The following is a 22,892-nucleotide window of genomic DNA, read 5'->3' as shown; positions in this document are numbered from 1 at the left end:
CATGGTCGTGGTCGGCCGTCATGGTCTGATCATGAACAGGAGCCCTATTGTTCACGATTTTGCCGCATCTCGACAATCCCTGGACATAACAACGCAGCGTGATCAGTGGTAAGGGAAATGAGAAACCGCCCAGCTGATCAGGTCTTGCGAGCATCCCGCCCGGCCCGCCAGGGCGGCGGCTGGATTTCCGGGTCGCAGAGACGGCACCCGAGCTCACCTTGGTAAATGCCGTGGGCGGGGCAGCGTTCGAGGAACTCCGCGGGCGGCGGGACGCGCCAGTCGCCCCACCGCCGCGGCCGCCGCCGGACGGGAACGGGCGCGGCCAGCCCGTCCGCCATCGCCCGGTAACGGCGCAGGGAGTCCGGCGCGTAAGGGGGGTCGTAGGTCAGCAGGTGCCAGCCGTGGCGGGTCATCGCCTTGCCGAGCAGCGCGAGGAGGAACGCCTTCTCCGCGGGCCAGTCCGCCGTCCAGGGGAGCGCGCTCAGGTCGAACCCGTCGAACCCGCGCGAGTGGCGGTGCCCGTCGGCGAAGTGCAGGACGAGGTTCCGTTCCCAGTCGGACTCGGCGATCGCGCTGCCTGCCAGCGTCAGGACGTCGAAGAAGACGTCCGTGCCGCCGTTGGTGAGGTAGAGGCAGTCTTCGTCGGCCCGGGTGCCGTGGACGGTGAACCTGTTCCCCACGCGCTCACGCCTCCGCACCCACGGCGGCCTCGCGGAGGCGGGCGGCGATGCGCTCGGGCGGGACGTCGTTGATCCAGGCGGCCATGCCCGACTCCGACCCCGCCAGGAACTTGAGCTTGTCGGGTGCGCGCCGGATCGAGAACAGTTGGAGGTGCAGCCGCAGCAGGTCGCGGCCCTCGCCCGTCGGCGCCTGGTGCCAGCCCGCCACGTACGGCAGCGGCGTCCCGTACAGCGTGTCGCCGCGGCGGAGCAGGTCGCGGTAGAGGACGGCGAGTTCGTCGCGCTCGGGCCCGGTCAGCGCGGCGAGGTCGGGGACGTGGCGGTGCGGCATCACGTGCGCCTCCACCGGCCAGCGTGCCGCGGCCGGGACGAACACCGTCCAGTGCTCCCCCGAGGCGACGATCCGCGTGCCCGCCACGCGCTCGGCGTCCAGGACGTCCTCGAACAGGTCGCGGCCGGTGGACGCGCGGTGCGCGGACGCCATGGCGAGCATCCGCTCGGTCCGGGGCGTCACGAACGGGTAGCCGTAGATCTGGCCGTGCGGATGGTGCAGTGTCACCCCGATCTCCACGCCGCGGTTCTCGAAGACGAACACCTGCGCGATGCCCGGCATGTCCGACAGTTCGGCCGTGCGGTCCGCCCACGCGTCGATCACCAGCCGGACGCGCTCGATCGGGAGCCGGGCGAGGGTCGCGCCGTGGTCGTCGGTGAAGCAGACGACCTCGCACCGGCCGCCGCCCGGCGCCCGCGCGAAGATCTCCTGCCCGTCGACCGTGGCCGGCACGTCCGGCGTGCGCGAGGAGAAGGACGGGAAGCGGTTCTCGAACGACACGACCTCGTACCCCGCGTCGGGTATCTCCGAGGCGGGACCGCCCGGGCACAGCGGGCACTGGTCGGGCGGCGGCAGGAACGTGCGCGTGTTGCGGTGCGCGGTGACGGTCACCCGGTCGCCGGTCAGCGGATCGCGCCGGGTCTCGCACAGCGGCTCGGCCGCCGGGAGGTCGCGGGGATCGGGCACCGGCGTCCGCCCAGGCTCCCGGTCGAAGTAGACGATCTCGCGCCCGTCGGCGAGCCTGCTCCGTGTACGCGCCACCCCGCGAGATTACTGGACGCCGCCCGGGGCTCCGCGGCCGTCAGCGGGGCAGTCGCAGGTCGTCGCGGGCCTGGTCGAACCGGTCCTTCCAGATCCACAGGCGCCGGGACGGCGGCGCCAGGTGGTAGCCGAACGGGCCGAGCGTCCGCAGGCCGTCGAGGTCGACGCAGACGCGCTGGTAGGCGTTCTCCACCGCGGCCTCCGGATCGCCCAGGTCGCGCGCGCCGAGCTTGACGCAGGCCCGGTACTCGTAGGCGAGCAGCAGGTCCTCCCCGAACGCCTCCCACATGCCGCGGCGTCCCGTCCAGGCGGCGTCCGCCGCGTCCAGCAGCACCCGCAGGTCGGGGTCGCGCGGGATGGACGGGTGGACGAGGAACATCGCGCCCCAGCCGTCCGCCACCATGTCGAGGTTGAACGTGCGCCGGTCGGGGTGGTCGCGGGGCGGCCGCGGGTCGCCGCGGTCGGCCCCGGCGAACCAGGGCGCCAGGTAGGCCAGCAGGCGCCCGTACCGGTCGACGATTTCCCCGGTGGGCACGACCGCGACCCGCCGGACACTGCCATTGGGACGGGTGAGCCGGCGCTCGCGCAGCGTCTGGAAGTGGGCGGTGGCGCGCTCGGCGGCGGCGATGTGCCGTGCCGCGGCGTCGGGGGTGAGCCGCGCGAGCAGATGGTCGCGGAGGCCATCGGGGATCAGCGTCCCGAACGTGCCGTCGGTGAGCCGCTCGCGGCAGCGGTCCAGCTTGGGCTGGGCGGTGGACGCCTTCCCGGCGTACTGCGCCTTCTCCGGGGTGTCCACGGAGACCATGCGGATCGGCTGCTCGACGACCGGGGTGTCGCCGTCGGAGTGCTCGATCAGCACCCGGGCGGCGGCCGGGTGATCGGCGCGCGGGAAGTCGAAGGTCGCCATGGCGTCCCCTGGGGTGAGCCCGTCGTCCCCACACCATCGCACCCTTTGCCCGCTTTGTCGGAGATTGACCGCTTGCGGACCGCCGGGAATGAACCCGAAACTTTGTATGTTGTACGGAGTTACAACCGACAGAGAGGCAGGACGTGACCCTCCACCCCTTCGACGCGGCCGGCGAGTTCGACCGCCAGGTCCGCACCCTGATCGACCGTGACCACCACCGGGCCGCCGGGCTCGGCGAGGAGGAGTTCGCCGCCCTGCTGGCCCCGCTGCGCCCCGCCGCACTCGAACACGCCACGACATCGCCGGGCGAAGGCCGCGCCCCGTTCGTCCTGGTCCTCACCCGCGAGGTGGTCCCGGTCGAGGAGGCCATCGCGCGGACGACCCTGCACGGCAAGAAGAAGCCCGGAGTCATCGACCGCAACTACGCCGACGACGACATCGTGAAGTTCGTCCCCACCAAGGAGGTCGAACTGCCCGACGCCCGCGCCTACCTCCTCCACGGCATCGAACGCGGCGAGGAGTTCTGCGGCGCCGTGCCCAACGACGCCATGGACGCCATCGCCGCCCGCGGCCGCACCCTGCTGACCATCGAGGAGGGCATCGCACTGGTCACCCAGTTCCCCGCCGTCCTGGCGAAGAACAAGTGCTTCTCACTGGGCGGATCGCGCTGCGGCGACCGCCGCGTCCCGGCGATCTGGATCAGCCAGAACGCACCCAAGCTCGGCTGGTGCTGGGCAGGCAACCCGCACACCTGGCTAGGCATGGCCTCAGCCACAGGCCGCACCCACTAAACACCCCCGCACCACCGCGTCCCGACCGGGACCACCGTGCCCAGCCGGGCCAGCCACGCCGAGCGCGTGACCGCCACGTCCTCGCCCGGGCCGCCGCACCCTGACCGAGGCCGCCGAGCCCGCTAGGTGACCGTCGCGCCGCGCCCGTCATCGCCGCGTCCTGGCCGGGGCCGTTGCGCCCTGGCCGGGGCGGCCCCCGTGTCTGGTGCGTTGATGGTGGTGGGGGGTGGGGCGGTCAGGGCCAGCGGTAGCCTGCGCCCGTGCCGGCGACGTGGTACGGGAGGTAGCAATCGTGGTCACATGCTCGTCCTTGCAGGTCAGGCACAGGTAGGTGCGATGACCGCGCAGGCCGCGGCCGCGTTCGGCGCAGGGCGGGCAGACGCAGGGCGACCATCCGACGATGACCCGCCCCGGCCCCAGCCGATGCCCTCGCGGGCACACGAACGGCACATGCTCCGGGCTCTGCTGCACACCCCCACTCTAATCGAACATATGATCGACCACGTCCAGGCCCGGCGGCCCACTCGACCTGCGGTTCGTTGGGCCGCCGGGGGGAGCGTCAGCGGTCGCGGGTGATGACCAGGCGGGCCAGGGAGCGGAGTTCGTCGGAGGCGGGCGATCGGGGTCGGGCCAGGTCGAGGTGGCCGAGGGACTCTTCCAGGTAGTACGCGGCGCGGCTCTCGGCCCAGGCGCGGCCGCCCGCCGCCTCGACGAGTTCCGCGGCGTGGACGGACTCGGCGTCGGTGAGGGAGCGGTCGGTCCGGTAGAGGGCGGCCAGTTCCTCGCCCGCGGCCCCGTCGGACGACAGCGCGGCCACGACCGGGAGCGACTTCTTGCGGCTGCGCAGATCGGAGTGCACGGGCTTGCCGGTCACGACGGGATCGCCCCAGATGCCCAGCAGGTCGTCCACGAGCTGGAAGGCCAGGCCGAGCAGCTCGCCGAACCGCCGGTAGTGGTCGATCAGGTCGGGCGGGCCGGTGCCGTGCGCGGCGCCGATGGCGCAGGCGCCGCCGAGCAGGGCGGCGGTCTTGTTCGCCGCCATCGCCAGGCTCTCGTCCAGGTCGACGTCCTCGCGCAGCTCGAACGCCATGTCGGCGCTCTGCCCCTCGACCAGGTCGATCACCGCCCGCGCCAGCATCCGCCCCGCCTCTAGCGCCGCCGGATGGCGGCCGTCGGCGAGCACCTCGAACGCGCAGGCCAGCATGGCGTCGCCGGCCAGGATCGCGGCGGGCTCGCCGAACACGCTCCAGGCCGTCGGACGGTGCCGGCGGGTGAGGTCGCCGTCCATCACGTCGTCGTGCAGCAGCGAGAAGTTGTGCGCGAGCTCGACCGCCACGGCGGCCGGGAGGGCCGCCGTGGCGGTGCCGCCGGACGCCACGGCGGTCAGCAGCACCAGCGCCGGGCGGATCGCCTTGCCCCCGCCGGCTTCGGTGGGACGGTCCCGCGCGTCCCGCCAGCCGAAGTGGTAGGCGGCCACCCTGCGCATCGAGTCGGACAGGTGGACGGTGGCCTCGCGCAGCGCCGGGTCGAGCAGCCCCCTGCTCCACTCCAGCACCTCGCCCGCGGTCCGGCCCGCCGTCTCACCCGCCTCGGTGTCGCCTGTGACGGTCTCGCCTGTCACCGGGCGACCTCGACGTTCTCCAGTACGCCGAGCGCGTCCGGGACGAGTACGGCCGCCGAGTGGTAGGTGCTGGCCAGGTACGACACGATCGCCTTGTCGTCCACGCCCATGAACCGCACCGACAGGCCCGGCCGGACCTCGTCGGGCAGCCCCGTGCGGCGCAGGCCGACCACGCCCTCGTCGGACTCGCCGGTCCGCATGCACAGGATCGAGGTGGTCCCCGACGAGCTGATCGGGATCTTGTCGCAGGGGAAGATCGGCACACCGCGCCAGGCCTGCACCCGGACCCCGTCGTGGACGGTTCCCTCCGGGTAGACGCCGCGGCGGGTGCATTCGCGGCCGAACGCGGCGATCGCCTTGGGGTGGGCCAGGAAGAACCGCGACTTGCGGCGCCGGGCGACCAGATCGTCCATGTCGTCGGGCGTGGGCGGGCCGGATCGGGTGGAGATCCGCTGCCGCAGGTCGGCGTTGTGCAGCAGCCCGTACTCGGCGTTGTTGAGCAGGTCGTGCTCCTGCCGTTCGAGCAGCGCCTCGACGGTCAGCCGGATCTGCTGCTCGATCTGGTTCATCGGCTCGCTGTAGAGGTCGGCGACCCGGGTGTGGACGCGCAGCCTGGTCTGCGCGACGCTCAGCTCGTACTCGCGCGGCTTGAGCTCGTAGTCGACGAACGTGCCGGGCAGCACCGGCTCGCCGAAGTGCCCGGCGGCCAGGTCGATCGCGGCCTCGCCGGAACGGTTGCGAGGCGGCTCGGGCGCGGCGGCGCACGCCTCCAGATGGGTGCGCAGCGGGTCGGACAGGCCGGTGAGCTGTGCGATGTCGGTGGCCGACAGGATGAGCACCGTCGTCGGGGTGACCGCCCGGACCGAGTACTCCCAGGTGCCGGCCTCGCCGAGGAGCGCGCGGTCGCCGAGGAACCGGCCGTCGGCCAGCACGCCCAGCTCGGTGCGGGCGCCGTACGCGCCGGAGCCGATCCTGCTGACCTTGCCGTGCGCGATCAGGATGACCTGCTCGACCGGCTCGCCCTCGGTCACGATGGTCTCGCCCGGGGCGTACTCGTGCTGGGTGAAGCGCTGCGCGACCGCCTCCAGCGCGGTGGTGTCGTCGAACCCGCGCAGCGGCGGCAGCTCGGCCAGCTCCGGCGGGACGACGCTGATCGCGCTGCCGATGTTGACGAAGCTCACCAGCCCGTCACCCAGCTGGTAGGTGAGGCGGCGGTTGACCCGGTACGTGCCGGCCGTGACCTCCACCCACGGCAGCAGCCGCAGCAGCCATCGGGGGGTGATGCCCTGCATCTGCGGAACGGACTTGGTCGTGGTCGCCAGGTTCCGTGCCGCAGCCGTGCTCAGGCTCAGCTGCTCTTGGGTCATGGGCTACACCCTCCTGGGGTCAAGGGGCGGATGGGCGGGCGCCGGGCAGGGGCGCCGGGGCGGGCACGTCGGTGTCGGGGACGGTTGGAAGGGAGATGGCGGAGGTTGACGTGGTGGGAGCCGGTGGGGTGAGGGCGGGAGCCGGGTTCGGGACGGAAGGTGGCATGCGGGCAGGAGTCAGAGACCGCGTGGGAGGTGGAGTGCGGGCCAGAACTGGAGTGCGGGCGGGAGGACGGCAGCGGGCGGACGGTTGCGAACGGTCGATGGGTTGCGAACGGGCGAACGGTCACCAGCGGGGAGGGGGTTGCGAGCGGATGGGGGGTCGCCGGCGGGCGAACGGTCGCGAGCGGGCCGGGGGCTGCCAGCGGGCGCACGGCTGCTAGCCCGGGGAGGGTCACGGGCGGTCGGACGGTCGCGAGCGGGCGGGGGATTTCCGGCGGGCGGACGGCTGCCAGCGGGTAGGGGGTTGCGAACGGGCCGACGGTCGCCAACCGGCGCACGATCGCGAACGAGCGGACGGTCGCCAACCGGCGCACGGTTGCCAACGGGCGGACGGTCGCCAGCCGACGGACGGTTGCCAGCGGGCGGGAGGTCGCGAACGGGCGGCCAGTCGCCTGCGGACAGGGGGTTGCCAGCGGACGGGAGGTTGCGAACGGGCAGACGATCGCCAACGGGCGCACGGTTGCCAGCGGGCGGTGCGTTGCAAACGGGCGAACAGTCGCCAGCGGGTCGGGGGTTGCGAGCGGACGGACGGTTGCCGGCGGGCGGACGGGCGCGTGCGGGCGGGGGGTTGCCGGCGGGCGGACGGGCGCGAGTGGGTGGGGGGTTGCCGGCGGGCGGGGGGTTGCCAGGGGGCGGAGGGTTGCTGGTGGGTGGGGGCGTTGGTGCGGCTGGGCGTGTCGGGCTGGGGGTGGTTCCGGTGGGTCACGCGGGGGCACCGGCACCACCGTGTGCGATCTCGGCGTTCTCCAGGACGGCCAGTGCGTCGGGGACCAGGACGGCCGCCGAGTAGTAGGCGCTGACCAGGTAGGAGATGATGGCCTTCTCGTCGACGCCCATGAAGCGCACCGACAGGCCCGGCTGGACCTCGTCGGGGAGCCCGGTCTGGTGGAGGCCGATGACGCCCTGGGCGGCTTCGCCGGTGCGCATCAGCAGGACGGGGCTGGTGCTGGTCCGGCTGATCGGGATCTTGTTGCACGGGAAGATCGGGATGCCGCGCCAGCCCGGGACGCGGTGGCCGTTGACGTCCACGCTGTCGGGGTAGATGCCGCGCTTGCTGCACTCGCGCCCGAACGCCGCGATCGTCTTCGGGTTGGCGAGGAAGAAGGCCGGGTCCTTCCAGACCAGGGTGATCAGTTCGTCCAGGTCGTCGGGGGTGGGCGGGCCGGAGCGGGTGGGGATGCGCTGGGCGGGCTCGACGTTGTGCAGCAGGCCGAAGTCGCGGTTGTTGACGAGCTCGTTCTCCTGGCGCTCGCGCAGCGCCTCGATGGTCAGGCGCAGCTGCTGCTCGACCTGGTCCATCGGCTCGTTGTAGAGGTCGGCGACCCGGGAGTGCACGCGCAGGACGGTCTGCGCGACGCTCAGTTCGTATTCGCGCGGCTTGAGCTCGTAGTCGACGAACGTGCCGGGCAGCACGGGTTCGCCGGTGTGCCCGGAGGCGAGCTCGATGGCGGCCTCGCCGCTCGGGTTGAGGGAGCGTCCCGGGCCGCGCTCGAAGTCCTCGACGTGCGTGCGCAGGTCGTCCGAGAGGGCCAGGACCTGGTGGAACTGCTCGCGGGTCAGGATCAGCACGGTGCAGGCGGTCAGCGCCTTGACCGAGAACTCCCAGGTGGTCTCGTCGCCGACCAGGGCCCGGTCGCCGAAGAAGCCGCCGTCGGCGACCACGCCCAGGGTGGCCTCGTCGCCGTACTCGCCGGTGCCGATCTTGCCCGCCTTGCCGTGCGCGATGAGCACCACGCGGTCGACCGGGCCGCCGGCCTCCACGATGACGTCGCCCGCCGCGTACTCCTCGCGGACGAACCGGCCGGACAGCGCCTCCAGCACGGGCTCGTCGTCGAAGCCGCGCAGCGGTGCGAGCTCGCCCAGCTCGCGCGGGACGACCTGGAGGTCGGCGCCGCCGTTCATGAACGTGATGCGGCCGTCGCCGACGGTGTAGCTGACCCGGCGGTTGACGCGGTAGGCGCCGCCGGCGGCCCGCACCCAGGGCAGCAGCTTCAGCAGCCACCGGGTGGAGATGCCCTGCATCTGGGGTACGGACTTGGTCGTCGTCGCGAGGTTGCGCGCCGCCGCCGTGCCGAGGCTGAGCTGCTGGTCGGCCGCCTGCTGGTCGATCTGCTGTTCGGTCACGATCCACCCATCCGTCTGTCGCGCGTCGTCATTGCCGCTTGCCGCGCGGGTCGCCGTCGTCGACCGCCAGGTGCTGATCGCCGCCCGCGCCGTCGGCCACGCTACCCAACGTGATTACCTGGTAACAATGAGAGATTTCTATTACCTTGGGTACAGGTGACAGTCGCGGTCAGGCGGTGACCTCGACTGTTTCTACGGTCGGGTCATGACCGACACAGAAAGCGGCATCAGGCCGTTCCGTATCGACGTTCCGCGGTCCGACCTGGACGATCTCCGCGACCGGCTGGCCCGGACCCGCTGGCCCGACGCGCTGCCCGGGGCGGGCTGGTCGTACGGCACCGAGCCCGGTTACGTGCGCGGGCTGGCCGAGTACTGGCGCACCGGATACGACTGGCGCCGCCACGAGGCCGAGCTCAACGCGTACCCGCAGTTCACCACGGAGATCGACGGCCAGAACGTGCACTTCTGGCATGTCCGGTCGCCGGAGCCGGACGCGCTGCCGCTGATCCTCACGCACGGCTGGCCCAGCACGTTCGCCGACTTCCGGCACATGGTGGGGCCGCTGACCGACCCGCGCGCGCACGGCGGCGACCCGGCGGACGCGTTCCACGTGGTGGTGCCGTCCATCCCGGGCTTCGGGTTCTCCGGGCCGACCGCGGAGAAGGGCTGGAGCATCGGGCGGATCGCGGCGGCGTGGCGGGAGCTGATGCGGCGGCTCGGGTACGACCGGTACGGCGCGCAGGGCGCCGATACGGGCGCGCTGCTCTCGCCCTACCTGGGCCGGATCGACCCGGAGCGCGTGGTGGGCGTGCACGTCAACTCCCTGGTCACGTTCCCGTCCGGCGACCCGGCGGAGTTCGAGGGGCTCTCGCCCGAGGACCAGGCCGGGCTGGCGGGGATGGAGGCGTGGGAGGAGGTGTCGGGGTACGCGGTGATCCAGTCGACGCGGCCGCAGACCCTGGCGTACGCGATGGCGGACTCGCCGGTGGGGCAGCTCGCCTGGTACGGGGACTGGTACGCCGGTCACGGCGACGCCGTGGGGGCGCTGGACCGGGACGACGTCCTCACCAACGCGTCGATCTACTGGCTGACCGGGACGGCGGGTTCGGCGTTCCGCATCTACAAGGAGGGCGGTGACGCCTGGGGCGCGGCGCCCGAGCGGTCACCGGTGCCGGTGGGCGTGGCGGTGGCGCCGACCGAGTCGTCGATCCGGGCGTTCGCCGAGCGCGACCACAACGTCGTGCACTGGACGAGGCTGGAGAAGGGCGGCCACTTCTCGGCGTTGGAGGTGCCGGAGCTCCTGACCGGCGACATCCGCGTGTTCTTCCGCGCGCTGCGCTGAGCCGTCGCTACATGCCTCTTACTGAATATAAACAAGCGATTATACTAGGGGCATGTCTTCAGCGTTCGCGGTCCTGGCCGAACCCGCCCGCCGCCGCATCCTGGACCTCCTGCTGGAACGGCCCAGGCCGGTGAACGAACTGGTCGAGCGGCTCGGCATGTCCCAGCCGGGGACGTCCAAGCACCTGCGGGTGCTGCGCGAGGCGGGCCTGGTCCGGGCCCGGCAGGACGCGCAGCGCCGCGTGTACGAGCTGCGGATGGAGCCGCTGGCCGAGATGGACGCCTGGCTCGCCCCGTACCGCAGGGTCTGGTCGGCCCGCCTCGACTCTCTTGAGGAGCATCTGGACCGCAACCCCGACTGACCGGCCGACCGAGGGTGGAGCGCCGGTGCGGCCGTGACCAAGGTCACGGCCGCTGCGGGCGCTCGCCCGGGAAGTCCCGGCGGCATCGCGCATGTTGGGCGCGAGGGGAGGACCCGGATTGACTTCTCCCCATGCCGAAACACGGGGATTCTTGCCCTCACGGGCAAGGGTTCCTGCTTCACAGGACACCGCCTCCCTGACGAACCAGAGTGGTCTTACGTTTCCTCCACAGGCATTCGCCCCAGGGGCGGGATCCCGGACGACCTCCGGTACCCGTTCAGTTGTGCTGTTCCGGCTGTGGCCGGTGTGGTGAGCGCGACTCACCGCACCGCACGTTACGGGAACACAACGCTGCGTGTTGCGGTTTCTTGACCTGTTTCGCGGGATCCCGTTTTCTTCCCGGCGTCACGAGGCACGCGCCCCGGAGCCCACGGGTTCCGGGGCGTACTCGTCCCCGGCCCGGTCGATCGGCACGCCGGCCGTCTCCGGGATCACGATCAGCGGGCCCAGCGCCACCAGCGCCGCGAGCATCAGGTAGTACGCCGGGACGAAGTTGCTCCCGGTGACCTCGATCAGCGACCCGACCAGCACCGCGCACGTCCCGCCGAACAGCGACGTGGAGATGTTGTAGCCGATCGCGAACGCGCCGTACCGCACCCTGGTCGGGAACATCGCCGGGAACGTCGCCCCGATCACCGCCAGCATCAGCACCAGCAGCCCGCCGATCATGGCGTAGCCCGCCGCCACCCCCAGCGGCCGCTCGGTCTGCATCGCGGCGAACGCGGGCCAGCTCAGCAGCAGGTACCCGGCCGCGGCGGTGAGCAGCAGCGGTTTCCGCCCGATCCGGTCCGACAGCGCCCCCAGCGGGACGATCACCACGATCATCGCCAGTTCCACCCCGATCGTGATGAGCTGCGCGGTGACCGCGGGGATCCGCAGGTTGTCGGTCAGGTAGGACGGCATGAACGTCAGCAGCGTGTAGTCGGCGATGTTCAGCAGGAAGACGATGCAGATCAGCTTCAGGATCATCGGCCAGTTGTGCAGGATCGTCTCCCGCAGCGGCGACCTGGCCTTCGTCCCGGCCGCCTCCATCCGTTTGAACGCGGGCGTGTCCTCGATCCGGGTCCGCACGTACAGGCCGACCAGGCCGAGCGGCAGGGCGACCAGGAACGGGACGCGCCAGCCCCAGGCGTGCATGTGCTCGTTCCCGAGCAGCACGTGCATGCCCAGCACCAGCCCGGCGCCCAGGACGTATCCCGACAGCGTGCCCAGTTCCAGGAAGCTGCCGTAGAAGCCGCGCCGCCTCGTCGGCGCGTACTCGGCGATCATGGTGGCGGCGCCGCCGTACTCGCCGCCGGTGGAGAAGCCCTGGACGAGCCGCACCGCCAGCAGCAGGAGCGGGGCGGCCACGCCGATCTGGGCGTAGCCGGGCAGCACGCCGATGACGAAGGTGGACCCCGACATCAGAATGATCGTGGTGGCCAGCACCTTCTTGCGGCCCAGCCGGTCGCCGAGCGGGCCGAAGAACATGCCGCCGAACGGGCGGGCCAGGAACGCCGCGGCGATCAGCCCGAACGAGCGGAGGGTGGCGCTGCCGCCCTCGCCCGGCGGGAAGAAGACGGTGCCGATGATCGAGGTGATCACTCCGGCGCTGAACACCCCGAAGTCGAACCACTCGATGCAGTTGCCCATCGCCGAGGCGATCACGGCCTTGCGCACCGCGACGTGGTCGGCCGCCGCCGGTTCCGGCTCCTCGCCTGGCTCGCCGGCGGGCCCGGTCCGCTCGTCCGTCACCGGCATGGCACCCCCCGCGGTACCTGTCCCCCCAGATCAGGACGGTTAACGGGCCCGTTTCCGGCACGCCGTGAGCGGCCCGGGGCGTGCGTTCAGGAGCGGCGCGAGTCGGAGGGGCGCCAGGGGCCCACGAAGTCGGTGAGGTCGGTGATCTCCCCGGCCGGGTCGCCGCCGGTGTTCCCCGCCCTCGCGTCCTGCACCGGGCGGTGGCTCTTCCGGGCCTTCGCGTCCTTCTCCTCCGGCTCGGGCGCCTCCTCCTCAGGACCGTCATCGTCCTTGAGGTCGTCCGCCGGGGCGGCGGCGGACGCCACCACGCCCAGCAGCTCGTCGTCGAGCGTGGGCAGCTGGCGCGTGCGCTGCGGGTCCTCCAGGGGCTCGTCCTCCGGGATGGCCACCAGGGCCTGGGTCATCTGCGCCTCGCGGGTGATGACGCCGCTGGCCAGGACGGTGTTGCGGTGGCGCAGCGCGCCGTTCTCCCGCAGCAGGTCGTCGACCTCCCGGCGGGCGCGGGCGATCCGCTTGCTCATGCGCAGGTGGACGACGAAGCCGCCGACGGCGAGCCCGAGGATGAATCCGGCCAGCACGGGCACCCACATCGCGGCCAGGGCGGCGCCCCCCAGGGCGATCACCGTGCCGAGCGCGCCGGCGTGTCCCTCCGCCCAGTCCAGGACGGTGTTGACGGGCTTGGGGATCCTCACTCGGCTCTCCTCCGTTTCGTCTGGGCCGACGGGGTGGGGCCCGGCACGTGCGCTCGGCGGCCGCCCGGACGTGGTTGGATCCGGCCCGCGGGAACCCGGCCGGATCCGCGTCCGGCGCCGGCGCGGCCCGCTCCCGCTCGCGGCCTGACCCGGGCCGGAGCCGGGTCCACCGCCCGACTTCGCATGAACGACACGGCAGGGCGCGGGTGTTCCACGATCGGCTGAGTTCCGCGCCACACACCGCATCGTGAGGACGCGGAAAACACTAACAGCACGTGACGAAGGACTTCGAACGGAGCCCATCCGATCACGGCCCGTGTCCGGCGCGGCCCCGATCGCGCCCGAGGTCGCTGAGCGGCTGTGACGTCGCCGCGTCGGGATGCGAGCACCTGCCGGAGCCGAATATCGTCACAAGAATGAGCAATCATTTCGACGTCGTGGTCCTGGGCTCGGGCCCGGGTGGATATGTCGCCGCGATCCGGTCGGCACAGCTCGGGTTGAAGACGGCGATCATCGAGGAGCGGTACTGGGGCGGGGTCTGCCTGAACGTGGGCTGCATCCCGTCCAAGGCGCTGCTGCGCAACGCCGAGCTGGCCCACATCTTCACCCAGGAGGCGGAGAAGTACGGGATCAAGGCCGACGGGCCGGTCACGTTCGACTACGGCACGGCGTTCCAGCGCAGTCGTGAGGTCTCGGAGAAGCTCGTCAAGGGCGTCCAGTTCCTCATGAAGAAGAACAAGATCACCTCCTTCAACGGGCGGGGCACCTTCACCGACCCCAACACGCTGCAGGTGGCGACGGCCGAGGGCGGCACCGACACCGTCACCTTCGACCACTGCATCATCGCCGCCGGGGCGCACACCAAGCTGCTGCCGGGCACCTCCCTGTCGGAGCGGGTGGTGACCTACGAGGAGCAGATCCTCAGCTCCGAGCTGCCGGAGAGCATCGTGATCGCGGGCGCGGGCGCGATCGGCGTCGAGTTCGCGTACGTGCTGCACAACTACGGCGTCAAGGTGACGATCGTGGAGTTCCTCGACCGCATGGTCCCCAACGAGGACGCCGACGTCTCCAAGGAGCTGGCCAAGCGGTACCGCAAGCTGGGCGTGGACGTGCTGACCTCCACCCGGGTGGACGCGATCGACGACTCGGGCGAGAAGGTCAAGGTCACCGTCACCGGCAAGGACGGGGCGCAGAAGGTCCTGGAGGCCGACAAGGTCCTGCAGGCGATCGGCTTCCAGCCCAACGTCGAGGGGTACGGGCTGGAGAAGACCGGGGTCCGGCTGACCGACCGGGGCGCGATCGACGTCGACGGCCGCTGCCGCACCTCCGTGCCGCACATCTTCGCGATCGGCGACGTGACGGCCAAGCTGATGCTGGCGCACGCGGCCGAGGCGATGGGCATCGTGGCGGCCGAGACCATCGCCGACGCCGAGACGATGGAGCTCGACTACGTGATGATCCCGCGCGCCACGTACTGCCAGCCGCAGGTCGCCAGCTTCGGCTGGACCGAGGCGCAGGCGAAGGAGCGGGGCTTCGACGTGAAGACCGCCAAGTTCCCCTACAGCGCCAACGGCAAGGCGCTGGGCATGGGCGAGGGCGACGGCTTCGTCAAGGTGATCAGCGACGCGAAGTACGGGGAGATCCTCGGCGCGCACATGATCGGCCCCGAGGTGACCGAGCTGCTGCCGCAACTGACCCTGGCCCAGCAGTGGGACCTGACCGTGCACGAGGTGGCCCGCAACGTGCACGCCCACCCGACGCTGGGCGAGGCCATGAAGGAGGCCGTGCACGGCCTGGCCGGCCACATGATCAACTTCTGACGCGGCGCGCGGCGCGCGGCTCCCCTCGCGCGCACGACCGACCGTCCACGGCGGCCCGGACCCCGGTGGTCCAGGCCGCCGTGCGCGTTCCGGGGATACGGGCGCGGGGCACAACGAATCGCCGTCCGCGTCCCTTGATAAGCAACGAAACGCCAGGTCGGCGCAATCTCGGCGCATTGGATCGTGGCTCGGCGCTTCTTAGGCTTTCGGTCGAGAGGCCTGTCATCGACCCGAAGGATCAGGAGGCGCCATGACCGTGTCGTCGGCGATGGAACCGGGCAGCACCGTTCCGGACGGGCGGCTCCTGCCCGGGGCGGCCCCCGAGGCGGTACGGGCCGAGCGGGTCGCGCTGCGGCGCCACTACCTGATGTGCCGCCCGGAGCATTTCGCCGTCACGTACGCGATCAACCCGTGGATGGACCCCGCCGCGGGCGCGGACGCCGCGCGGGCCGCGGCGCAGTGGGAGGCGCTGCGCGCCGCGTACCTGGCGCTGGGGCACCGGGTGAGCCTGATCGACCCGGTCGAGGGGCTGCCCGACATGGTGTTCGCGGCCAACGGCGCGCTGGTGGTCGGCGGCAGGGTGTACGGGGCGCGGTTCGCCCATCCCGAGCGCGCCGCCGAGGGCCCGGCGTACGCGGACTGGCTGCGGCGCAACGGGTTCCCCGACGTCCTGGAGGCGGCGCACACCAACGAGGGCGAGGGCGACTTCCTGGTGCTGGACGAGGTGATCCTGGCCGGGACGGGCTTCCGCACCGACCTGGCCGCGCACCAGGAGGCGCAGGAGTTCCTCGGCCGCCCGGTGGTGACGCTGCGGCTGGTGGACCCGCGCTTCTACCACCTCGACACGGCGCTATTCCCGCTGGGCGGCGGCAACGTGGCGTACTACCCGGGGGCGTTCTCGCCGGGCAGCCGCGCCGTGCTGGAGCGGCTGTTCCCGGACGCGGTGCTCGCCGGGGCGCGCGACGCCGAGGTGCTCGGCCTGAACGCGGTGTGCGACGGCCGCAACGTCGTCATCAACGCCGAGGCCGCCGGCCTCATCGGCACGCTGCGGCGGCGCGGCTATGAGCCGGTCCCCGTGGACCTGTCCGAGCTGCGCAAGGCGGGCGGCGGCCCCAAGTGCTGCACCCTCGAACTGCGCGCCTCAGCGGCACCCGACCTTGCCGCGGGCCTCGGCACGGGCCTCAGCACGGGCCTCGGCGCGGCGGCGCAGGGACTCTCGTAGCGGCGGCACCCGGACGCCCTCCTCGGCCATGCGGCGGCGGGCCAGGGCCCGGGTGCGCAGCACGCCGACGAGCCCGGCGCCCCAGAACAGCACCTGGACGGTCCAGGCCGCGCGGAACGCCTCGGGGGTGAACTCGCGGCCCGGCGACATCACGTCCAGCACCACGCCGATGAGCAGGATCGCGACGAGGGCGGCGACGAAGCCGCCGGCATTCACGATCCCGGTCGCGGTGCCCTGCCGGCCGGGCGGGTTGAAGGTGCGGGCGAAGTCGAAGCCGATCATCGAGCCGGGGCCGCCCAGCGCGACGCACAGCACCAGCACGACCAGCAGCCAGGTGGGGGCGGGCGGCGGCACCGCCAGGGTGACCGTCCAGGCGGTGACCATGAGGCCGACGATGCCGAGCACCAGCAGGGAGCGGCGCAGCGGGTAGCGGGCGACCAGCGCGCCGATCAGCGGCCCGGAGACCATGGTGGCGAGCACGAGCACGGTGAGCAGCGCGCTGGCGGCGGCCGGGTCCAGGCCGTGCCCGGACACCAGGTACGGGAAACCCCACATCAGCGTGAAGGTGTTGGCCGAGAACTGCGTGGTGAAGTGCGACCACAGGCCGAGCCGGGTGCCGGGGTGCCGCCAGGAGTCGGCGAGGTTGCGGCCCACCTCGGCCAGGGTCGGGGCGGCGGCGCGGTCGCCCGCGCCGGCCTTGCCGCCCTTGCCGCCGCCGGCCTTGCCGTCCTTGCCGCCGCCGGGTGGACCGTTCCGGAGCACGGCCAGCGCGAGCACGCCGACCAGCACGCCGAGCGAGGCGGCGGAGCCGAACGCGGCCGTCCAGCCGGGGCCGTGGAGCAGGACGACCAGCGGCACCGCGCTGAGCACCTGGCCGAGCTGGCCGAGCAGCCCGGTGAGCTGGGTGACCAGGGGGACGCGGCGGGCCGGGAACCAGCGTGTCACCACGCCGAGCACGCTGATGAACGTCATCGCGTCGCCCGCGCCGACCAGGACGCGGGCGGCGACGGCGGTGCCGAGGCCGGAGGAGAGGGCGAGCAGGCCCTGGCCCGCGGCCATGAGCAGCGCGCCGCCCGCGATCATCCAGCGCGGTCCGACCCGGTCCAGGAGCAGCCCGACCGGGATCTGGAGGCCGGCGTACACCAGGAGCTGGAGCACGGTGAAGGAGGCGAGCATGCCGCCGGAGGCGCCGAAGCGGTCGGAGGCGTCCAGCCCGGCGACGCCGAAGGATGTGCGGTGCAGGATGGCGACGACGTAGGCCAGGACCCCGACGCCCCACAGGATCCAGGCGAGCCGCGGGGTCGTGGCGGGCGTTGGTGGCGGTTCCGGGGGTGTTCTGGGGGAGGGGTCCGAGGGCGGCGGATCGTCATGCACGTGTATTGACGATATGCGAGGTGCTCTTTGGACCGTTCCCCCGCCCCCGCGGCGGCCCCCGGTACGGTCGTGGCATGGACTGGGGCGAGATCCGCGCGTTCCTCAACGGGAACCGGCACGCGCTCGGCGAGGTGGCGGGCGCGCTGTACCCGGACGCGCTCCGCGTGGAAGGGACGCCGCTGTTGTCCCGGCCCGAGTGGCTCCCCGCCACGCCGCTCCCCCTGGAGTCCGTCCGGCTCCACTGGGAGCCGGCCCCGGAGCCGCCCGCCGTGGCTGACCCCGGCGAAGGGCTGCCCGCCGGTTACCGGACGTACGCCGAGGCGATGCGGGCCCTGGCACCGCCCAGGGTGTTCGAGGACCGTCCCAGCTACCGGCTGCTCGACGCGGCCCTCACCGGGGGGACGCCCACGCTCACCCTTGGCCCGTCCCACTACTTCGCCGGGCTGAACGTGGGCGAGGCCGTCGCGCACGAACTCGCCGCCGCCTCCGACGCGAGCGCGGTCGACGCGGCCGACGCGGCCCGCGCGAAGACGCTCCCCCTGCGGAGGCGTGTGGGCGACCCCTGCGACCTCTCCCGCCGCACCGCGCTGCCGGCCATCACCACGGTCACCGTCACCGAGTCCGGCTCGTACGTGCTGCACTGGCGCGACCCGGCGAAGGTCGTGCACGCGGGCGGCCTCTACCAGGTGATGCCCGTCGGCGTGTTCCAGCCCTTGGCGGACGAGCGCGCGGACCTCGACCTATGGCGCTGCATGGTCCGGGAGTTCAGCGAGGAGCTGCTCGGCACCGGCGAGGACTACGGCCCCGGCTTCGACCAGGAGTCGTGGCCGTTCCACCGGGCCCTCAGCACGGCCCGCGCGGAGGGCCGGATCGCAGTCCACTGCCTTGGGCTGGGCGTGGACCCCCTGACGCTCGCCCTGGACGTCCTCACGGTCGCGGTCTTCGACGACGCGACGTTCGACGACCTCTTCGAAGGGCTCGTCGCGGTCAACGCCGAGGGCCGCGTCGCACGCGCCCGGTTCGACGGGACGGTCCCCGCCCCGATGCAGCCGGCCGGCGCCGCCGCGCTGAGGCTGGCGTGGCGGCACCGCCCGGCCCTCTGGCGCTGACCGGGCCTCCTGCCCTGACCGGCGCTCCGCCCCTGACCGGCTCACGCGCGGGCGAGGGCCTTGAGCTCGTCCAGGGCGTCGGTGAGGTGGTCGATGAACTCCGACGGGTCGGGGATCAGGTCGCGGCACGCGACCACCCCGATGTCCAGCTTCCCGTCGTAGGAGAACACGGTGATGTTGACGCCGCCGCTGAGATCGGTGACCACCGACAGCGGGTAGTAGCCCAGCACCCGCGACCCGCACAGGTACAGCGGGAACTGCGGGCCCGGCACGTTGGAGATGATCAGGTTCAGCGGGCGGACGGCCGGCAGCGCCTGCATCGCCAGCCGGGTGAGGGGGAGGGCGAACGGCGCCGGCAGGAGCCCGCTCACCTCCTGCACCCAGGTGCCCGTGGACGCCACGAACCGCCGCTTGCCCATGTCCATGTCGCGCCGTACGGCCTCGTAGCGCTCGGCCGGGTCGGCGAGGTGGGTGGCCAGCGGCGTGGTCATGATCGTGACCTGGTTGCCGGGATCGCCCTCCCGGCCGTTCCCGGTCCCCCGGCCCGCGCCCCTGCGCAGCGACACGGGAACGCCCACCACCAGCGGCCGGTCGGGCAGGCCGCCTCGCTTGTCCAGCCACTGCCGCAGCGCGGTCGCGCACAGCGCCATCACCACGTCGTTCACGCTGCCGCCGAGGGCGCGGCGGATCTCCTTGATCTCGGCCAGCTCCAGCTCGCCGTAGGCGACCGTGCGGTGCCGTCCGATGGACGCGTTGAACGGGGTCGGCGGGACGCTGAGGCGGGGCGGGCGCGGCGCGCCGTCGCGGCCGAGCGCGCCCTGCACCATCCGCGCCATCCGGCCGACCCCGGGGATCTGCGCCAGCACGGGGATCTCGTCGAGGTACGGCGCGGTGCGGGCCACCGACATCGCGCTGCGCACGGGGTGCAGCGCGGCCTTGAGCAGGCCCGTGCCGAGCATGCCGAACGTGCCGGGCGCGCGGGCCGGCTCGGCGTCGTCGGCGGGCAGCTCGCGCGGCTCGGGCGACAGGTCGAGCAGCGCGGCCAGGGTCTCGGCGGCCATGACGCCGTCGATGGCGGCGTGGTGCGCCTTGACGTACACGCCGGTGAGGCCGTCCTGGAGGCCGTGGATGAGGACCAGCTCCCACAGGGGCCGGTCGCGGTCGAGCGGGCGCTCGTGCAGCCTCCCCACGGCGTCGGCGAGCTGGTCGGGGGTGCCGGGGGACGGCAGCCCGATCTCGAAGATGTGCCGTTCGGGAGCGAAGTCGGGATCGTCCTCCCAGTAGGGGTGGTCGAGCCCGAGCGGGACCTGGACGAGCCGCCGCCGCAGCGGCAGGGCGGCCAGGTGGGCGCGTTCCCGTATGAGGTCGCAGACGTCGGCGACGGTGAGCCGCCCGCCGGGGCGGGTGGCGGCGTCGACGACGGCGAGGCCGGCGATGTGGGCGTGCGTGGTGGTCGTCTCGGCGTTGAGGAAGGTCGCGTCAACGGTGTTCAGCTGGCTCATGCTCGTCCCGTCTACGTCATGTGCGGAGTGCCGCCTGCTGGTCTGGTGCGCTGCCCTACATCTCTAGGAGTCGGGGATACCGGCTCGTAGGTCAATGCGGTCAGACATAAAGTAACGCCGACTTAACAGGACGTTTCGCCCCGTTCACCAGGCACGATCCAGCGACTCGGGGAACTTTCCCGCCGATCCGACCCCGACTGGTCAGAGAACTTCACAGGTATGATCAAGCTTCGTTCCGCAACCGGTGTGATGATCACGACGTTAGGCTTTCCGGTCATGACGGGACGACCACTCGCGGAAAGCGTCGAGGCCGGCTGGGCCAAGGCCCTCGACCCGGTGGCGGGACGGATCGCGGCCATGGGCGACTTCCTGCGCGCCGAGGTCGCCGCCGGCCGCCGCTACCTGCCCGCCGGCGACCGCATCCTGCGCGCCTTCACCCAGCCCTTCGACGACGTGCGGGTGCTGATCGTCGGACAGGACCCGTACCCGAGACCGGGCCACCCGGTCGGGCTCAGCTTCTCGGTCGCGCCGGACGTGCGGCCGCTGCCCGGCAGCCTCGTCAACATCTACCGCGAGTACTGCGAGGACCTCGGCCACCCCCAGCCGTCCAACGGCGACCTGTCGCCCTGGACCCGGCAGGGCGTGCTGCTGCTCAACAGGGCGCTCACGGTGACGCCCGGCGCGCCCAACTCGCACCGCGGCAAGGGCTGGGAGGAGGTCACCGCGCAGGCCATCCAGGCGCTGGCGGCGCGCGGCCGCCCGATGGTGGCGATCCTGTGGGGGCGCAACGCCCGCGACCTCAAGCCGATGATGCCCGGCGTCCCCTGCATCGAGTCGGCGCACCCCAGCCCCATGTCGGCCGACCGGGGGTTCTTCGGCTCGCGCCCGTTCAGCCGCGCCAACCAGCTCCTCCAGCAGCAGGGCGCCGCGCCCGTCGACTGGCGGCTCCCCTAGCCCTGGCCCGCCGGGACGTCCTCTGACCGACCGCGGCTGCGGCCCGCTCAGGGGCCGCTCAGGGAGCGTTCAGAGGGCGCTCAGGGGATGTCGGGGAGGCGGCGCAGCAGGGAGGCGAACTCGTCCGGCGTGGACGGCCCCGGAGCGGCGCCGGGCAGCGGCGTCAGCCGGCGCTCCCCGTGGCTCCAGTAGACGCCGGGCGCGCACGGGTCGTCGGCGTCGGCGTGCATCTCCGCGACGACGTCGGCGAAGACCGGCAGCACTTCCAGCACCGCGGTCGAGGTGATCGGGTAGAGCAGCAGCGTGCTGTGGCACGGGACGCCGACCAGCGCGCCGTGCTCGTTGGGGCTCGGCAGGAACTGCTCGACCTCGCTGAGCAGCGCGGACACGTACCGGCTCCCGGGCTTGGTCACCACCCGCACATCGCGGCCGGGCAGCAGCGGCTGATCACGCACCGACACGTCCGCGAGCTCACGGTCATGGGTATTGGTCATGACATAACCGAGCTTGCGCAGGCCGAGCAGGCCCGCCCGCGCCTTCGTCAGCGGGCCGCCGTACCGCGGATGCTCGATCATCACCATCGCGTCGAAGTGGTCGCCCGCCGGGACCACCACCAGGCCCTCGCGGTCGCGCGGCGCCAGCTTGGGCACGATGCGCAGCCGCAGCAGCTTGCGGACGTCGCCGAACAGCTCCATCTCGCCCACCGCGAGGAAGGCGCGGTGGCCGACCTCGCGGAGCCACTCGTCGACCACCCGGGACCAGGTCGCCCGCGGTTCGCGGGCGCAGCGCTCCAGCACCGTCCAGGTGGAGGCGCGCGCCTCCGAACGGCCGACCGGGAGCACGACCTCGGAGGTGCCGGAGTCGAACCAGGCGCTCGGCGCCACCACCGGCAGCAGGTCCCGGATGAGCTCGTGCACGTCAGCGGCCGCGTCCAGCGGTTCCATGCTCATCCCCCTTCACCGGATCCACTCGGTAACACTCAAGATCACTTCATAGCATCTTCGCGCGTCGCCGGGCCGGGCTCCCGGAAGACCGGGCGCCCGGCTCCACCATCTCAGAGTTACGGCCCGCCGCGCGATCGTTCGCGGGGTCGCCCTTCACCCCGCGCTCAAGTAGCGTGCACCCATGTCCGAAATCGTGTATCCACCGGTGATCAAGGCGGCCCAGGGCGTGTTCAAGGCCCTCGACATCAAGTTCCGCCTCGAGGGGACCGAGCGGATCCCGCGCACCGGTGGCGCGGTGCTGGTCAGCAACCACATCAGCTACCTCGACTTCATCTTCGCGGGGCTGGCGGCGCACCCGTCCGGCCGGCTGGTGCGGTTCATGGCCAAGAAGGAGATCTTCGACCACCGGATCGGCGGGCCGCTGATGCGCGGGATGCATCACATCCCCGTCGACCGGCAGGCCGGGGCGGCCTCGTTCAAGGCGGCGCTGACCGCGCTGAAGGGCGGCGAGGTCGTCGGGGTGTTCGCCGAGGCCACCATCAGCCGGTCGTTCACGGTCAAGGACATCAAGAACGGCGCCGTGCGGATGGCGGTGGCCGGCGACGTGCCGCTCATCCCCCTCACGCTGTGGGGGCCGCAGCGGCTGTGGACCAAGGGCCGCCCGCGCAAGCTGCTGCAGCGCGGCGTCCCGGTCACCATCCTGGTCGGCGAGCCGATGTACCCCAAGCGGGGCGACGACTACGACAAGGCCACCCGCGACCTGCGCGGGCAGCTGTCGGAGCTGCTGGAGAAGGCGCAGCGCGAGTACCCCGAGCTGCCCAAGACCGGGCAGGAGTGGTGGCAGCCCGCCTATCTCGGCGGCTCGGCGCCGACCCCGGAGGAGGCCGAGGCGCTGGACCTCAAGGAGCTGGAGCGGCGCAAGTCCGACCGTGACGCTTAATTCGGTGGACGGCCTCCCGCGCCGCCC

The 22,892-nt window shown here is 72.4% G+C and carries 19 protein-coding genes; 8 read left to right on the top strand and 11 right to left on the bottom strand.

Annotated elements, in window-relative coordinates:
- Positions 1–137: 137 nt before the first annotated feature.
- Genes ACFPZN_RS05950 through ACFPZN_RS05940 form a run of 3 tightly spaced genes read right to left on the bottom strand, consistent with a single transcriptional unit; the run spans position 138 to position 2,680 of the window.
- Positions 138–680: a hypothetical protein gene (locus ACFPZN_RS05950; protein WP_378280772.1), complete on the bottom strand. Its 543-nt coding sequence runs from the start codon at positions 678–680 to the stop codon at positions 138–140.
- 4 nt (positions 681–684) lie between these two features.
- Complete coding sequence (galT, locus tag ACFPZN_RS05945) at positions 685–1,773, bottom strand: galactose-1-phosphate uridylyltransferase (protein ID WP_378280771.1); 1,089 nt, start codon at positions 1,771–1,773, stop codon at positions 685–687.
- A 40-nt stretch (positions 1,774–1,813) separates the two neighbouring features.
- A complete protein-coding gene (locus ACFPZN_RS05940) occupies positions 1,814–2,680 on the bottom strand; it encodes a hypothetical protein (RefSeq protein ID WP_378280770.1) in 867 nt (288 codons plus the stop codon).
- A 143-nt stretch (positions 2,681–2,823) separates the two neighbouring features.
- Between ACFPZN_RS05940 and ACFPZN_RS05935 the strand changes: the two genes are divergently transcribed.
- Complete coding sequence (locus ACFPZN_RS05935) at positions 2,824–3,471, top strand: DUF5701 family protein (protein ID WP_378280769.1); 648 nt, start codon at positions 2,824–2,826, stop codon at positions 3,469–3,471.
- A 559-nt stretch (positions 3,472–4,030) separates the two neighbouring features.
- On the opposite strand, the gene ACFPZN_RS05930 is transcribed toward ACFPZN_RS05935, so the two are convergent.
- From ACFPZN_RS05930 to ACFPZN_RS05920, 3 genes are all read right to left on the bottom strand, one after another.
- Positions 4,031–5,092 carry a family 2 encapsulin nanocompartment cargo protein polyprenyl transferase gene (locus ACFPZN_RS05930; protein WP_378280768.1) on the bottom strand — a complete coding sequence of 354 codons (1,062 nt, stop codon included), beginning with the start codon at positions 5,090–5,092 and terminating at the stop codon, positions 4,031–4,033.
- Positions 5,089–6,459, bottom strand: coding sequence for a family 2B encapsulin nanocompartment shell protein (locus tag ACFPZN_RS05925; protein WP_378280767.1), 1,371 nt, complete (start codon positions 6,457–6,459; stop codon positions 5,089–5,091). The genes ACFPZN_RS05930 and ACFPZN_RS05925 overlap by 4 nt, the downstream gene beginning before the upstream one ends.
- A 924-nt stretch (positions 6,460–7,383) precedes the next feature.
- Positions 7,384–8,805 (bottom strand): family 2B encapsulin nanocompartment shell protein, encoded by a 1,422-nt coding sequence (locus ACFPZN_RS05920; RefSeq protein WP_378280766.1) that lies wholly within the window; start codon positions 8,803–8,805, stop codon positions 7,384–7,386.
- Between the two features lie 205 nt (positions 8,806–9,010).
- Here ACFPZN_RS05920 and ACFPZN_RS05915 point away from each other — a divergent pair, with 205 nt between their 5' ends.
- Both ACFPZN_RS05915 and ACFPZN_RS05910 read left to right on the top strand, forming a co-directional pair.
- Positions 9,011–10,147: an epoxide hydrolase family protein gene (locus ACFPZN_RS05915; protein WP_378280765.1), complete on the top strand. Its 1,137-nt coding sequence runs from the start codon at positions 9,011–9,013 to the stop codon at positions 10,145–10,147.
- 52 nt (positions 10,148–10,199) lie between these two features.
- Complete coding sequence (locus ACFPZN_RS05910) at positions 10,200–10,508, top strand: ArsR/SmtB family transcription factor (RefSeq protein ID WP_378280764.1); 309 nt, start codon at positions 10,200–10,202, stop codon at positions 10,506–10,508.
- A 405-nt stretch (positions 10,509–10,913) separates the two neighbouring features.
- Here ACFPZN_RS05910 and ACFPZN_RS05905 read toward each other — a convergent pair whose 3' ends face one another.
- Both ACFPZN_RS05905 and ACFPZN_RS05900 read right to left on the bottom strand, forming a co-directional pair.
- Complete coding sequence (locus tag ACFPZN_RS05905) at positions 10,914–12,302, bottom strand: MFS transporter (protein ID WP_378280763.1); 1,389 nt, start codon at positions 12,300–12,302, stop codon at positions 10,914–10,916.
- Positions 12,303–12,394: 92 nt separating this feature from the next.
- A complete protein-coding gene (locus ACFPZN_RS05900; protein WP_378280762.1) occupies positions 12,395–13,000 on the bottom strand; it encodes a hypothetical protein in 606 nt (201 codons plus the stop codon).
- Between the two features lie 416 nt (positions 13,001–13,416).
- Between ACFPZN_RS05900 and lpdA the strand changes: the two genes are divergently transcribed.
- Both lpdA and ddaH read left to right on the top strand, forming a co-directional pair.
- The gene (gene lpdA, locus ACFPZN_RS05895) at positions 13,417–14,820 is read left to right on the top strand and encodes a dihydrolipoyl dehydrogenase (protein ID WP_378280761.1); all 1,404 of its coding nucleotides are present in this window, start codon (positions 13,417–13,419) and stop codon (positions 14,818–14,820) included.
- 250 nt (positions 14,821–15,070) lie between these two features.
- The gene (ddaH, locus tag ACFPZN_RS05890) at positions 15,071–16,042 is read left to right on the top strand and encodes a dimethylargininase (RefSeq protein ID WP_378280760.1); all 972 of its coding nucleotides are present in this window, start codon (positions 15,071–15,073) and stop codon (positions 16,040–16,042) included.
- On the opposite strand, the gene ACFPZN_RS05885 is transcribed toward ddaH, so the two are convergent.
- A complete protein-coding gene (locus ACFPZN_RS05885) occupies positions 15,962–17,416 on the bottom strand; it encodes an MFS transporter (RefSeq protein WP_378280759.1) in 1,455 nt (484 codons plus the stop codon). The two genes, ddaH and ACFPZN_RS05885, sit on opposite strands and share 81 nt — an antisense overlap.
- A 74-nt stretch (positions 17,417–17,490) precedes the next feature.
- On the opposite strand from ACFPZN_RS05885, the gene ACFPZN_RS05880 reads away from it, so the two are divergent.
- On the top strand, positions 17,491–18,525 hold the full coding sequence (locus tag ACFPZN_RS05880; protein WP_378280758.1) for a hypothetical protein: 1,035 nt from the start codon (positions 17,491–17,493) through the stop codon (positions 18,523–18,525).
- A gap of 41 nt (positions 18,526–18,566) precedes the next feature.
- Here ACFPZN_RS05880 and ACFPZN_RS05875 read toward each other — a convergent pair whose 3' ends face one another.
- Complete coding sequence (locus ACFPZN_RS05875; protein ID WP_378280757.1) at positions 18,567–20,027, bottom strand: WS/DGAT/MGAT family O-acyltransferase; 1,461 nt, start codon at positions 20,025–20,027, stop codon at positions 18,567–18,569.
- Between the two features lie 276 nt (positions 20,028–20,303).
- On the opposite strand from ACFPZN_RS05875, the gene ACFPZN_RS05870 reads away from it, so the two are divergent.
- Positions 20,304–20,981 carry a uracil-DNA glycosylase gene (locus ACFPZN_RS05870; RefSeq protein WP_378280756.1) on the top strand — a complete coding sequence of 226 codons (678 nt, stop codon included), beginning with the start codon at positions 20,304–20,306 and terminating at the stop codon, positions 20,979–20,981.
- 80 nt (positions 20,982–21,061) lie between these two features.
- Here ACFPZN_RS05870 and ACFPZN_RS05865 read toward each other — a convergent pair whose 3' ends face one another.
- Positions 21,062–21,925 carry a hypothetical protein gene (locus ACFPZN_RS05865; RefSeq protein ID WP_378280755.1) on the bottom strand — a complete coding sequence of 288 codons (864 nt, stop codon included), beginning with the start codon at positions 21,923–21,925 and terminating at the stop codon, positions 21,062–21,064.
- A gap of 181 nt (positions 21,926–22,106) precedes the next feature.
- On the opposite strand from ACFPZN_RS05865, the gene ACFPZN_RS05860 reads away from it, so the two are divergent.
- On the top strand, positions 22,107–22,865 hold the full coding sequence (locus tag ACFPZN_RS05860) for a lysophospholipid acyltransferase family protein (RefSeq protein WP_378280754.1): 759 nt from the start codon (positions 22,107–22,109) through the stop codon (positions 22,863–22,865).
- The last annotated feature ends 27 nt before the right edge of the window (positions 22,866–22,892 follow it).

Origin of the sequence: Actinomadura rugatobispora (assembly GCF_042656285.1) — a bacterium.
Taxonomy (GTDB): domain Bacteria; phylum Actinomycetota; class Actinomycetes; order Streptosporangiales; family Streptosporangiaceae; genus Spirillospora; species Spirillospora rugatobispora.
The sequence above is the reverse complement of the archived record's forward strand: the minus strand, read 5'-3'. Positions and strand labels throughout refer to the sequence as shown.